The organism is Streptomyces sp. CBMA29 (assembly GCF_014596445.1).
Lineage (GTDB): Bacteria > Actinomycetota > Actinomycetes > Streptomycetales > Streptomycetaceae > Actinacidiphila.
Map to the genome: position 1 here is coordinate 1 of NZ_MECL01000247.1, position 11,318 is coordinate 11,318.

15 protein-coding genes, 2 pseudogenes and 1 riboswitch are annotated in these 11,318 nt (G+C 71.8%); of the genes and pseudogenes, 10 read left to right on the plus strand and 7 right to left on the minus strand.

Annotated elements, in window-relative coordinates:
* Positions 1–191, plus strand: a pseudogene (locus BGM09_RS33575) (8-amino-7-oxononanoate synthase); the annotation flags it as partial.
* 46 nt (positions 192–237) lie between these two features.
* Here BGM09_RS33575 and BGM09_RS33580 read toward each other — a convergent pair.
* Together BGM09_RS33580 and BGM09_RS33585 are read right to left on the minus strand one after the other, a co-directional pair.
* Positions 238–471 carry a DUF397 domain-containing protein gene (locus tag BGM09_RS33580; protein WP_188285521.1) on the minus strand — a complete coding sequence of 78 codons (234 nt, stop codon included), beginning with the start codon at positions 469–471 and terminating at the stop codon, positions 238–240.
* Between the two features lie 11 nt (positions 472–482).
* Complete coding sequence (locus BGM09_RS33585; protein WP_188285522.1) at positions 483–1,352, minus strand: helix-turn-helix domain-containing protein; 870 nt, start codon at positions 1,350–1,352, stop codon at positions 483–485.
* A 253-nt stretch (positions 1,353–1,605) separates the two neighbouring features.
* Here BGM09_RS33585 and BGM09_RS33590 point away from each other — a divergent pair, with 253 nt between their 5' ends.
* A complete protein-coding gene (locus BGM09_RS33590) occupies positions 1,606–2,034 on the plus strand; it encodes an ATP-binding protein (protein ID WP_188285523.1) in 429 nt (142 codons plus the stop codon).
* A gap of 14 nt (positions 2,035–2,048) precedes the next feature.
* On the opposite strand, the gene BGM09_RS33595 is transcribed toward BGM09_RS33590, so the two are convergent.
* A complete protein-coding gene (locus tag BGM09_RS33595) occupies positions 2,049–2,780 on the minus strand; it encodes a GNAT family N-acetyltransferase (RefSeq protein WP_188285524.1) in 732 nt (243 codons plus the stop codon).
* Positions 2,781–2,877: 97 nt separating this feature from the next.
* Between BGM09_RS33595 and BGM09_RS33600 the strand changes: the two genes are divergently transcribed.
* A complete protein-coding gene (locus BGM09_RS33600) occupies positions 2,878–3,603 on the plus strand; it encodes an ADP-ribosyltransferase (protein WP_188285525.1) in 726 nt (241 codons plus the stop codon).
* A gap of 85 nt (positions 3,604–3,688) precedes the next feature.
* Here the strand turns inward: BGM09_RS33600 and BGM09_RS33605 are convergent, their stop codons facing one another.
* Positions 3,689–4,348 (minus strand): TetR/AcrR family transcriptional regulator, encoded by a 660-nt coding sequence (locus BGM09_RS33605; protein WP_188285526.1) that lies wholly within the window; start codon positions 4,346–4,348, stop codon positions 3,689–3,691.
* A gap of 69 nt (positions 4,349–4,417) precedes the next feature.
* Here BGM09_RS33605 and BGM09_RS33610 point away from each other — a divergent pair, with 69 nt between their 5' ends.
* Together BGM09_RS33610 and BGM09_RS33615 are read left to right on the plus strand one after the other, a co-directional pair.
* Positions 4,418–5,347, plus strand: coding sequence for an ABC transporter ATP-binding protein (locus BGM09_RS33610; protein WP_188285527.1), 930 nt, complete (start codon positions 4,418–4,420; stop codon positions 5,345–5,347).
* A complete protein-coding gene (locus BGM09_RS33615) occupies positions 5,337–6,185 on the plus strand; it encodes an ABC transporter permease (RefSeq protein ID WP_188285528.1) in 849 nt (282 codons plus the stop codon). Before BGM09_RS33610 ends, BGM09_RS33615 begins: the two co-directional genes overlap by 11 nt.
* Positions 6,186–6,321: 136 nt before the next feature.
* Here the strand turns inward: BGM09_RS33615 and BGM09_RS33620 are convergent, their stop codons facing one another.
* The 3 genes from BGM09_RS33620 to BGM09_RS33630 form a co-directional block, all read right to left on the minus strand.
* Positions 6,322–6,795, minus strand: a complete 474-nt coding sequence (locus tag BGM09_RS33620; protein ID WP_188285529.1) for a C40 family peptidase — start codon at positions 6,793–6,795, stop codon at positions 6,322–6,324.
* Positions 6,796–6,798: 3 nt separating this feature from the next.
* Positions 6,799–6,927, minus strand: a riboswitch (cyclic di-AMP (ydaO/yuaA leader).
* A 467-nt stretch (positions 6,928–7,394) separates the two neighbouring features.
* On the minus strand, positions 7,395–7,715 hold the full coding sequence (locus tag BGM09_RS33625) for a hypothetical protein (protein ID WP_188285530.1): 321 nt from the start codon (positions 7,713–7,715) through the stop codon (positions 7,395–7,397).
* Between the two features lie 6 nt (positions 7,716–7,721).
* A complete protein-coding gene (locus BGM09_RS33630) occupies positions 7,722–8,357 on the minus strand; it encodes an ATP-dependent Clp protease proteolytic subunit (RefSeq protein WP_188285535.1) in 636 nt (211 codons plus the stop codon).
* An 85-nt stretch (positions 8,358–8,442) separates the two neighbouring features.
* Here BGM09_RS33630 and BGM09_RS33635 point away from each other — a divergent pair, with 85 nt between their 5' ends.
* The 5 genes and pseudogenes from BGM09_RS33635 to BGM09_RS33655 all read left to right on the plus strand — a co-directional run.
* Positions 8,443–8,733 (plus strand): type II toxin-antitoxin system Phd/YefM family antitoxin, encoded by a 291-nt coding sequence (locus BGM09_RS33635; protein ID WP_188285531.1) that lies wholly within the window; start codon positions 8,443–8,445, stop codon positions 8,731–8,733.
* A gap of 87 nt (positions 8,734–8,820) precedes the next feature.
* Positions 8,821–9,123, plus strand: a complete 303-nt coding sequence (locus BGM09_RS33640; RefSeq protein WP_188285532.1) for an urease subunit gamma — start codon at positions 8,821–8,823, stop codon at positions 9,121–9,123.
* A gap of 14 nt (positions 9,124–9,137) precedes the next feature.
* A complete protein-coding gene (locus tag BGM09_RS33645) occupies positions 9,138–9,449 on the plus strand; it encodes an urease subunit beta (protein WP_188285533.1) in 312 nt (103 codons plus the stop codon).
* Positions 9,442–11,163, plus strand: a complete 1,722-nt coding sequence (locus BGM09_RS33650; RefSeq protein ID WP_188285534.1) for an urease subunit alpha — start codon at positions 9,442–9,444, stop codon at positions 11,161–11,163. The genes BGM09_RS33645 and BGM09_RS33650 overlap by 8 nt, the downstream gene beginning before the upstream one ends.
* Before the next feature lie 4 nt (positions 11,164–11,167).
* Positions 11,168–11,318: pseudogene (locus BGM09_RS33655) on the plus strand (urease accessory protein UreF); the annotation flags it as partial.

The window sequence follows — 11,318 nt, forward strand, 5'->3', positions numbered from 1 at the left end:
CGCCGCCCCCCGAGCCGGCCCCCGCGTGGCCGCCCCGGTGCCGGGCCGCGGGTCTGGCCGTCGGCTGCTTCCGGCCGCCGTCCGTCCCCGACGGGGTGTCCCGGCTGCGGCTGACCGCGCGCTGCGACCTGACGGACGCCCAGATCGCGGGCGCGGTGGACATCATCGTCCGCACGGCGCCGCGCGGTTGAGGGCGCGGCCCGCCGCCGTCCGTTCGCCGCCGGAACCGGACCGGTCCTAGGCGGGACCGAGGTCGTCCCGGCGTAGCGCCCCGACGAAGTGCGACCAGGCACCCGGTGGGAAGAGCAGCGCGGGCCCCTCCTGGTCCTTGGAATCGCGGACGGCGAGCAGCCCCGAGACCAGTCTCGCGGTCTCCACGCAGTTGTTCGCGGCGGTGCTGTGACTGCTCCTCCGCCATGACACGCCGGAAATCGACGCGCTCGAGGAAACGTACCCGGACTGTGCCGACATGGTGGCCTCCTTTATGCGCCTGCGAATCGCGACATCTCCCCGGCGATCTTACTGATCAACGCGACGGACTCGTCGCGAGGAAGGGCAATGTTGCTCAATCGGGTGAAAGCGGCGCCGTAAGCAGTGATGTCTTCTTTTCGATCGACGTAGAGACTACTCGTCAAATGATCGATAACAACCACGTCGAGATCAGCGATGCGCGGAAATGAGAAGATAACGAACGAACCCGTAACTCCTATGTGGCCCCCGGCGCCGAAGGGCAACACCTGGAGCCGGATCTGCGGCAGCACGGCGGCGCGTTCCAGTGACCGCAACTGATCGGACATGACCGCGGGGCCGCCGACCACGCGGCGCAGCACGGCCTCGTCCAGCACGGCCCACAATTCCAGCGGTTCGTCCTGGCGCAGCACCGCCTGCCGGGCGATCCGCACGTCGACCAGTGCGGTGGCCTCGCTCCGGGTCAGTTGCGGCATGACGTCGCTGGTGAGCGCCTGGGCGTAGGCGGGAGTCTGGAGCAGTCCGGGCACCACGCTGTTCTCCATCGAGCGGGCCCGGCTTGCGCCCGCCTCCAGGCTGATGAAGTCGCGGTACTCCACGGGCAGTACGTCGCGGAAGTCCTGCCACCAGCCGCGCTGCCTGCCCTGCCCGGCCAGCGTGGCCAGCAGGTCGCGCAGATCGCGGTCGCGCACCTCGTAGACGTCGAGCAGCACGTCGACGTCCTCGGCGCTGACGCTGCTGCGGCCGGTCTCGATACGGCTGACTTTCGACTGGTGCCAGCCGGCCGCCTCGGCGACCTGCTCGCTGGTCATTCCGGACAGATCGCGAAGTCGGCGCAGTTCGCCGCCGAGCTTGCGTCGCCGTACGGCGGGGACCCGTTCCATGGCCTCTCGCACCTCCTGAAGTGAGGGATGCCGGTAGTCGGGCGGTCATTACGACAGTGTGCCGACCAAATGCGTATCCACGTAGCAGAGTTCACCGTTTCGAGCGACAGATATATGCATTGCGCGGTGGACCGTCCGAAACGGCGGCACGATGAGTGGCAGTCTGGCGCGAACCAGCCACTTCCGGGCGTGGCCGGGAGAGCCCGCGCCGATACCCCGGTCCACGGTGGGATGGGAAAGGAACGATGTCGCCATGGCAGATCTGCAGGAAGCTTCCGTCACTCTGCCGAGCGACCCTGCCTCGGTACCGGCGGCCCGGCGCTATGTCTGCGCCCGACTCGTCGAATGGGGACTGCCGTCGGACGCCCCCTCGGTCGACGCCGTGCGCCTGATCGTCTCCGAGCTGGCCACCAACGCGGTGCTGCACACCTCGGGCCTGTCGCCGACCTTCACCGTGGACGTGCGCCTCGAACGGCAGGAGCAGTTGCTGATCGGCGTGACCGACAGCCACCCGCGCTGGCCCCAGCGGCTGCCCGCGGCGGTCCAGCAGGACAACGGGCGCGGGATGGTGATCGTTCGGCACCTGGCGGCGGAGTCCGGCGGCAGGCTGCGGATCACGCCGACCGACGAGGGCGGCAAGACGGTCTGGATCACGATCCCCTGGGCGGTCCCGGTGTCCTGAGCAACGGGCGCTGTTCACGGGCGCGTTGGCGGCACCAGCAGCGCCTCGGCTCCGACCGGTGCGAAACCGGCGGCGAGGAAGGCCCGCACACTCGCCGCGTTGCCGGGGGCGATCTGGGCCCACAACGGCTCACCGTCCGGGAGGAGATGGCGGGCCGCGAGGGCGAGAAGGCGGCCGAGGCCCTTGCCGCGGGCGTCGGGGTCCACCTCGACGGCGGTCTCCCAACGGCCCGCCACACCGCGGCCGATGAGGACGGTGCCGCCGGGCGCGGTCCAGGCGCGGACGTCGTCGCGGTGGCGGAGCGCCCGCAGGATGCGCGGATGGGAGCGGTCGGTGGTCTCGGTGAGGGGGAGCGGGGGCGGCCCCGGGAGCGGGGCGGCCAGGGTCAGCAGGTCGAGGTTGTTGACGACACGGCCGGTGCGGGCGCAAAGGGCGGTCAGGAACGGCGGGTTGAGCGGCGCGGACAGGTCGTCGGCCGGGAGCAGGGCGCGGAGACCGGCGTGGCCGGCGTCGGTGTCGCCGGGCGCCGGGTACTCGGCCGTATCCGACGTATCCGCCGCGTCGGCGGCGTCGGCGAAGACCACGGTGTGGGCCGTGAAGGCGATGACTCCGGCGTCGCGGTCCGACGGCTGGGCGACGAAGGTGACGGTCCCGTCGGCGGGCGGGAAGCCGCCGTGCGCGGCGGCGTCCAGGAGGGACCGCAGGGAGGGTCCGGCGCGGTGCGCCGCGGTGGTCGGCGAGGTCATCCGACCATCCTCTCAGCCGTCCCTTGCGCGGCCGGACGCGCCTACGATCGGGTGACATGCGGCGGATCGCGGGGCCGGTCCCGCGAGTCTGTGCGTCATGATCAAGAACCGAGTCCGGTCGCTTCTCACGACCGGCGCGCTGACCCTGGCCGCCGTACTCGCCGCGCAGACCGCGGCCACGGCGGAGACCGCGTCGGCCGCCGCCTCCGGACCCCTGTCCCCGGCGGCGCCCACCGCCCTGTCCGCGCCCTCCACGTCCCTCGTGCCCCGTCCCGCCCCCGCAGGCGACGACGACTGGTGCCCGGTGGTCCACGACCCGCTGTTCGCCGCCGCCGACCGCGGCGTGGACGTCGAGCGCATCACCCCCGAGCCGTCGTACCGCCGCACGTGCGGTGAGCTGTTCCGCTCGGACGGCCGCGCCCCCGCCGTCGTCTTCCAGGAGGGCTTCCAGCCCAAGGCCGCGCAGGACGGGCAGTACGACCTCGCGGCGTACGTGCTGAAGAACCAGCCGTCGCCGTTCGTGAGCACCAGCTACGACCACGACCTCTACAAGCAGTGGAGGCCCGGCTTCAACTACTACGTGGACGCGCCCGGCGGCATCGACGTCAACGCCACGATCGGTGACACCCACAAGTGGGCCGACCAGCACGAAGTCGCCTTCCCCGGCGGCCTCGCCCGGCGCTTCATCGTCGGCGCCTGTCCCGTCGACAAGGCGACCAAGGACGAGGACCTGGCCGGCTGCGTACGCAACCCGTACTACGTGCCGTGGCGGGGGATTCCGGCGCCGCGTCCGCTCGCGCCGGTGCTGCTCCCGGCGGGCTGACCGTTCCGGTCCGGCCGGGGGAGCCGTACCCCCGGCCGGACCGGCAGGTCATACGGCGTGGGACCCGCCGTTCGGCTCGGGCACCCTATTCGGTTCGGGGCGGACGACGGCCGCGCCGGGCGGCGGCCAGGACCAACTGCTCCAAGTCGGCTAGATCCGTGGCGAATTCGGCGTTCCAGTCCGTCGGGCGTCGCAGGACATGGGCGATGGCGGTGTGGCCGGGCAGCGGACCGTCCGGGAGGTCGCCGCGGTGGCCGCGCGGGTCGAAGCGGTCGGGGCCGAAGCGCCCGCCCGCCTCCGAGGCGATCCAGCCGAGCACAAAGGTGCTCACCAGCCGTTCCAGGCGCGGCACTTCGTCGTGCGGCACGCCCGCGTCGAGCAGCGCGCAGTACACGAAGTCGACGGTCCTGACGGCGTCGGGCGTGACGGCCGGGCGGGCGAACAGCAGCGCGGTGGCCCATGGGTGACCGGTCGACAGATGCCGTGCGGTGTGCGCGAAGGCGGCGAGCCGTCTGCGCCAGTCGGCGTTGTGGTCGGCGAGTTCCGGCGCCTCCTCGTAGAGCCGCCCCAGCATCCGCCCGAGCATCCCGTCCAGCAGCCCCGCCTTGTCCCTGACATGCGGGTACAGGGCCATCGGCGTGACGCCGACCGCCTGCGCGACCGCGCGCATCGACACCCCGGCCAGGCCGCGTTCGTCGGCGATCTCCAGGGCCGCGTCCAGAATCTCTTCCCGCTTGGCGCTCATGGCTCTACACTGTAGATCTATACGGTGTAGATCATTTACTCGCGACATGGTGGAAACCGGGGGACGGCGATGCTGACCGCTGAAGGACTGGTCAAGAGTTACGGGAGCCGGCGCGCGCTCGACGGCTTCTCGCTCGACGTACGGCCCGGTGAGATCGCGGGGCTGATCGGGCACAACGGCGCGGGGAAGACCACCTTCGTCGAGGTCGTCAGCGGACTCGTCCGGCCGGAGGCGGGCCGGGTCACCGTCTGCGGCGTGGACGCCGCCCGGTCACCGCGCGCGGCGCGCGCCCAACTCGGTGTCGCACCACAGGAAGTGGCGCTCTACCCGACCGTCACCGTCCGCGAGCAGTTGCGGCTGTTCGCCGGACTGGCCGGGCTCCGCCGTACGGCCGCGGCGCGCTCGGTCGCCGATGTCGCCGAGGAGTTGATGCTCACCGACGTCCTCGACCGGCAGTGCTCGGTGCTCTCCGGAGGCCAGCGGCGCCGGGCCCAGGCCGCCGCCGCGATGGTCGGCGCACCGCGGGTCCTGCTCCTGGACGAGCCGACCGCGGGCGCCGACCCCGAGACCCGCCAGGCGCTGCTGGCCGCCGTACGCTCCCGCGCCGCCGCGGGCGCCGCCGTTGTGTACACCACGCACTATCTGCCCGAACTGGTCGAGCTGGAGGCCACATTGGCGGTGGCGAGGGACGGCCGCGTCGTCGCGCGCGGCGACCGAGCGCACCTCACCGCCGGCCTCCCCGGCGAGATCCGGATCACCCTCGACCCGGCCACGACGCGCCCCGACCTGCCCGCCCGGCTGCGCGACCGGGTCCACGAGGACGACGGCGCACACCTGCGGATCGCCAGCGCCGACCCGCCCGCCGACCTCGCGGCGCTGCTGGCCGCCGGATTCGCCCCGGTCGCCGTCGACATCCGCCGCCCCGACCTGGACGACCTGTACCGCGCGCTGTCCCGCACCGCCGCTCACCGGCCCGAGGAGGTCGGCCATGCGGCATGACACCGCCTCCACGACGGCTACGGCCACCCGCCCGCCCGAGGTGCCCGACGCGTCCGACGCGCCGGAAGTGCCCGAGCGCGCCGCGCGGGACCTGCTCCTGCGCACCGGAGTCCTGATCCGGCACAACACGATGGTGCTGCTGCGTGAACCCGGCCCGCTGATCGGGCGGATCGTGATGCCGGTGGTGCTGCTGATGGCGCTGCGCCCTCTGTATCAGCAGGCGCAGGGCTCGGCGGCCGGTACGGCGCAGGCCGTCGTCGGGTCGCTGGTGATGTTCTCGCTGCTCGCGATGTCGATCGTGGGGACCTCGATCCTGTCCGAGCGGACCTGGCGGACCTGGGAGCGGCTGCGGTCGACGCCGGTGCACCCGCTGGAGCTGATGGTCGGCAAGGCGGTGCCGGTCTTCGGCGTGCTCGCCGTCCAGCAGGCCGTGGTGCTGGGCTTCGGCGTCCTCGTCTTCGGGATGCCGGTCGCCGCCCCCGCCCTGCTGCTCGCCGCGTGCGCGGCCTGGGGCCTGGCCCTGCTCGGGCTGGGGACGGCGATCGGCGTCCTGGTCCGCGGTCACGGCCAGCTCTCCGCCGTCTACGACATCGGCGCCTTCGTCCTCACCACGCTCGGCGGCGCCCTCGTCCCGCTCGCCGTGCTCCCCGCCTGGGTGCGCGACATCAGCCCCGCCTCGCCCGGGTACTGGGCCTCCGACGCGCTCCGCTCCGCCGCCGCGGGCGACACGGCCCGTACGTTCGCCGGGGTCGGCGTACTGCTGGGCGTCGCCGCCGCGGCGGGTGCGGTGGCGGCATGGCGGATCGGCCGCGGCTGGGGACGCGCCGTGGCCGTATGAGCTGCGGGGGCTGCGTGGGCTGAGTGGGTCGCGGGAGTTGCGTGGGTCTCGGGAGCTGTTCGGGCCGCGCGGGCCGTACGGACCGTATACGCCGTACGGGCGCGATGCGCGGTGCGGGCGGAATCGGCCGTCCGGGTCACGCCACCCGCCCGTACCAGACGGCGCTGGTCCAGATCCTTTCCAGCCGGACCCTGGCGCCGGTCTTGGGGGCGTGCCAGATCCGGCCGCTTCCCGCGTAGATCCCGACGTGGTAGATCGACCGGCCGGTGTGGAAGAACACCAGGTCACCGACGCGGCGGGCACCGGACGAGATGTGCCGGGTGCTGTTGTACTGGGCGGCGGCGGTACGCGGCAGCTTCTTGCCCGCGCGCTTGAACGAGTACAGCGTCAGCCCCGAGCAGTCGAAGCGGTTCGGGCCGATGGCGCCCCACTGGTAGGGCGAGCCCTTCTTCGACGCCGCCACGTTCAGGGCCTTCACACCCATCGTCGCGGCCTCGGCCTGCTGGGCGGTGCCCGGCAGCAGCGCGGGCAGGGCAACCGCTGTGGCGGTGAGCACGGAGGCCGTCCCGAGCCGGGACAGCCGTCCGGAGATGCACTTGAGCGCGAACATGCGCAACCCTTCGTCATCAGCCTCCGAAGGATGACCTGTCGGGTTCGGGCTGGCGAAGATGCCCGGCCGCGTGGTGCGGCTTCACCCCAAGGGACGGCTCCGGCGTTGTGCCGTGACCGACCCGTCGTACCTGGGTCCTCCGTTCCCGCCGGTGCACTCATGTCGACCTGACGTCCACGCGGCGGCGGGACTGGGCGTCCGCGTGGACCGCCCCGCCACGGCGGCGGGGGCTTGTCGTCACTACGGATGGTGACGCACAGAACCGGCCACAGCCGGGCGGGAAACGCGCGGTGTGAGTCTGGTCACGACTCACCTATTCGGGTGGACACCGGGGCGAATCACCCGGTCCGCGCCTCCGGTCGCATCATCTGACCTGCGGATATGTAAGCGGCTATGGGCGGGTTTTGGCCGATGCGCGCAATTCGGCGGGAGATCATGAATGAGCGGTGAATACGCCGATGGGATGAGCCCCTTTGGTGCGGTGCCGACGGTTTCGAGCGCGCAGAGTGACCGCGCTCACACCTGGTCTCCGTCGGCGTAGCGTGCGGGCTTCACGTCGGCGACCGCACGAGCCTCACGCAGGCGGGGCCGCACGAGCCTCACGCAGGCGGCGGCCCCGCGGCCGGATCGGGCGCCAGCGCCACCAGACCCGACCGCCGCTCGCCGTCCAGCACCCGCAGGGCGCGGGCCAGCGTGGCGTGGTGCAGTTCGGTCTCGCCCCGCATGTGCATCACGGTCAGCGCGTCGCGCAGCGCGGTCGCCCGGCCCACCAACGCCTGGGCGGCCCGCAGCGCGCTGTAGGTGTCGGCGGTGCGGGACGGATTGATCCGGCCGAGCAGATCGACGACCTCCAGGTAGGAGTCGATCAGCTCGCCCTCGGAGCGGGTGAGCGCCGGAAGCGGCGGCAGTTCCGGGACCACCGCGGGTCACCGCAGGCCGTACGCGGGGCCGTTGGTCTTACGGCTGGTGGTCAGCTTGTCCACCAGGCCGTAGGCGACGGCCTCTTCGCCGTCGAGAACCTTGTCCCGCTCGATGTCGGTGCGGATCCGCTCGATGTCCCGGCCGGTGTGCCGGGCCAGCAGCGTCTCCAACTGCTCTCGGGTGCGCAGCAGCTCGTTGGCCTGGATCTCCAGGTCCGAGATGGGTCCCTGGACCACCTCGCCGAGCGACGGCTGGTGGATCAGCACCCGCGCGCCCGGAGTGATCATCCGCTTGCCCGGAGCGCCCGCCGCCAGCAGCACGGCCGCGGCCGAGGCGGCCTGCCCGATGCAGACCGTCGCCACGTCGCAGGTGACGAACTGCATCGTGTCGTAGATGGCGGTCATCGCCGAGAACGAGCCGCCGGGGGAGTTGATGTAGAGGTTGATGTCCTGCTCGGGCGCGGCGTTCTCCAGGTGGATGAGCTGGGCCATCACATCGTTCGCCGAGGTGTCGTCGACCTGGGTGCCCAGGAAGATGATCCGCTCCTGGAGCAGCTTGGAGTACGGGTCCATCGTGCGGACGCCGTTGCTGCTGCGTTCGGTGAACTCGGGCAGGACGTAGCGGGCGGTGGGACGGAACACGGCGTGCACCTCCGGGCGGATCTGGGCGCAGGAACTGGCCACAGGTCAAAATGTACAGGACGTACATCTCGTTATGATGGGGAGCATGACCCATGACGTCCCGGTGACACAAGCGCGTGCCGAGCTCGCGGAACTGATCAACCGCGTGGTCTACGGCGGCGAACAGGTGGTGCTGACCCGCCACGGCAAGCCGCTCGTCGCCCTGGTGTCTGCCGCTGACCTGCAACGACTGCGTGATCTCGATGAGCAGGCCGAGGAGCAGGTGATCAGTACGGTCTCCGCCGTCGGCTCCCGTACGTCCGCCACGGGCGAACGCCGACGGTTCGGTATCGCGGCCGAGCACCGGGGTCACCAGACCGGCGACCGCCGTCCGTGACAGTGACCGCCGCTCGTAACAGGGGTTAACGCAGTCGAAACCGCGCAGAACTAATCTCGCGGGTTCTGACGACTGTGAGGTGTGGCTGTGCAGTTGACCCCCCACGAGCAGGAACGCCTGCTCATCCATGTCGCCGCCGACGTGGCGGCCAAGCGGCGCGCCCGCGGGCTGCGGCTCAACCACCCCGAGGCGGTCGCGCTCATCACCGCGCATCTGCTCGAAGGCGCCCGCGACGGCCGGAGCGTCTCGGAACTGATGGAGTCCGGGCGCGCCGTGCTGACCCGCGCCGACGTCATGGACGGCATCCCCGAGATGATCCACGACGTGCAGGTCGAGGCCACGTTCCCCGACGGCACCAAGCTCGTCACCGTCCACCAGCCGATCGTCTGACGGGCAGGAGCGCCATGATCCCCGGAGAGATCCTCAGCGCGGACCCGCCCGTGCCGCTCAACGCGGGCCGCCCGGTGACCCGCCTCACCGTTCTCAACGCGGCCGACCGGCCTGTGCAGGTCGGCTCGCACTACCACTTCGCCGAGGCCAACCCCGGTCTGGAGTTCGACCGCGCCGCCGCCCGCGGCCTGCGGCTGAACATCGCAGCGGGCACCGCCGTACGCTTCGAGCCCGGCATCCCCGCCGAGGTCGAACTGGTGCCGATCGCCGGACAGCGCGTCGTGGCCGGGCTGCGCGGCGAGACCGCGGGGGCGCTCGATGGCTGACCTCTCGCGGGCCGTATACGCCGACCTCTACGGCCCCACCACCGGAGACCGGGTCCGGCTGGCCGACACCGACCTGCTGATCGAGGTCGAACGCGACCTGGCGGGCGGGCCGGGACTCGCGGGCGACGAGGCCGTCTTCGGCGGCGGCAAGGTGATCCGCGAATCGATGGGCCAGGCGCGGACCAGCCGGGCGGAGGGCGCGCCCGACACCGTCATCACCGGCGCCGTCGTCCTCGACCACTGGGGCGTGGTCAAGGCGGACATCGGCATCCGCGACGGCCGGATCACCGCGCTGGGCAAGGCGGGCAATCCCGAGACGATGGACGGCGTCCACCCTGATCTCGTCATCGGCCCCGAGACCGAGGTCATCGCGGGCAACGGCAAGATCCTCACCGCGGGCACCATCGACGCGCACGTCCACTTCATCTCGCCGACGCTGCTGCCGCAGGCCCTGTCGGCGGGTGTCACCACCGTCATCGGCGGCGGCACGGGACCGGCGGAGGGCACCAAGGCGACCACCATCACGCCCGGCGGCTGGCACCTGGCGCGGATGTTCGCGGGCCTGGAGGCGTATCCGGTCAACGTCGGGCTGCTCGGCAAGGGCAACACCGTCAACCAGCGGTCCATGCACGACCAACTGCGCGCCGGAGCCGTCGGGTTCAAGATCCACGAGGACTGGGGTGCCACCCCCGCCGCCATCGACGCCTGCCTGACGGTCTGCGAGCGGACCGGCGCCCAACTGGCCATCCACACCGACACGTTGAACGAGGCCGGATTCGTCGAGGACACCCTGGCCGCCATCGCGGGCCGCGGCATCCACGCCTACCACACCGAAGGCGCGGGCGGCGGGCACGCACCCGACATCATCACCGTGGTCTCGCAGCCGCACGTGCTGCCGTCCTCGACCAACCCGACCCGGCCGCACACCGTCAACACCGTCGAGGAGCACCTCGACATGCTGATGGTCTGCCATCACCTCAACCCGTCGGTCCCCGAGGACCTGGCCTTCGCCGAGTCCCGGATCCGCCCGTCGACCATCGCCGCCGAGGACGTCCTGCACGACCTCGGCGCGATCAGCATCATCAGCTCCGACTCGCAGGCCATGGGCCGGATCGGCGAAGTCGCCCTGCGGACCTGGCAGACCGCGCACGTGATGAAGCGACGGCGCGGCGCGCTCCCAGGCGACGGCGCGGCCGACAACCACCGCGCCCGCCGCTATGTCGCGAAATACACCATCAACCCGGCGGTCGCCCAGGGTCTCGACCACGAGATCGGCTCCGTCGAGACCGGAAAGCTCGCCGACCTGGTGCTGTGGGAACCGGCGTTCTTCGGAGTCAAGCCGCAACTCGTCATCAAGGGCGGGCAGATCGCCTACGCCCAGATGGGCGACGCCAACGCGTCCATCCCCACCCCGCAACCCGTGCTGCCCCGGCCGATGTTCGGCGCGGTCGGCGCCGCGCCCGCCGCCAACTCCGTCAACTTCGTCAACGAGGCCGCGCTGGACGACGGCCTGCCCGAACGCCTGGGCCTCGGAAAGGAGTTCGTGCCGATCCGCAGTACGCGCGCCCTCACCAAGGCCGATATGCGGGAGAACGACGCGCTGCCGCGAGTCGAGGTCGAACCCGACACGTTCACCGTACGGATCGACGGGGAGGTCGTGGAGCCCGCGCCCGCGCCGGAACTGCCCATGGCCCAGCGGTACTTCCTCTTCTGAGACCATGACCCCGACGACCCCGACGACCCCGACGACCCCGACCACACTGTCCTCCGCGACCACGACACCGGCCGCGCGCGCCGCCCTGCTGCTGCTGGCCGACGGCCGCTTCCCGGCCGGCGGCCACGCGCACTCCGGCGGCGCGGAGGCCGCGG

Coding starts and splice junctions, on each gene's coding strand:
- BGM09_RS33595 (WP_188285524.1), bottom strand. CDS start 2,780: ATGACCTCGCCGACCACCGCGGCGCACCGCGCCGGACCCTCCCTGCGG.
- BGM09_RS33605 (WP_188285526.1), bottom strand. CDS start 4,348: ATGAGCGCCAAGCGGGAAGAGATTCTGGACGCGGCCCTGGAGATCGCC.
- BGM09_RS33620 (WP_188285529.1), bottom strand. CDS start 6,795: ATGTTCGCGCTCAAGTGCATCTCCGGACGGCTGTCCCGGCTCGGGACG.
- BGM09_RS33615 (WP_188285528.1), top strand. CDS start 5,337: ATGCGGCATGACACCGCCTCCACGACGGCTACGGCCACCCGCCCGCCC.
- BGM09_RS33650 (WP_188285534.1), top strand. CDS start 9,442: ATGGCTGACCTCTCGCGGGCCGTATACGCCGACCTCTACGGCCCCACC.
- BGM09_RS33610 (WP_188285527.1), top strand. CDS start 4,418: ATGCTGACCGCTGAAGGACTGGTCAAGAGTTACGGGAGCCGGCGCGCG.
- BGM09_RS33635 (WP_188285531.1), top strand. CDS start 8,443: ATGACCCATGACGTCCCGGTGACACAAGCGCGTGCCGAGCTCGCGGAA.
- BGM09_RS33580 (WP_188285521.1), bottom strand. CDS start 471: ATGTCGGCACAGTCCGGGTACGTTTCCTCGAGCGCGTCGATTTCCGGC.
- BGM09_RS33645 (WP_188285533.1), top strand. CDS start 9,138: ATGATCCCCGGAGAGATCCTCAGCGCGGACCCGCCCGTGCCGCTCAAC.
- BGM09_RS33585 (WP_188285522.1), bottom strand. CDS start 1,352: ATGGAACGGGTCCCCGCCGTACGGCGACGCAAGCTCGGCGGCGAACTG.
- BGM09_RS33600 (WP_188285525.1), top strand. CDS start 2,878: ATGATCAAGAACCGAGTCCGGTCGCTTCTCACGACCGGCGCGCTGACC.
- BGM09_RS33590 (WP_188285523.1), top strand. CDS start 1,606: ATGGCAGATCTGCAGGAAGCTTCCGTCACTCTGCCGAGCGACCCTGCC.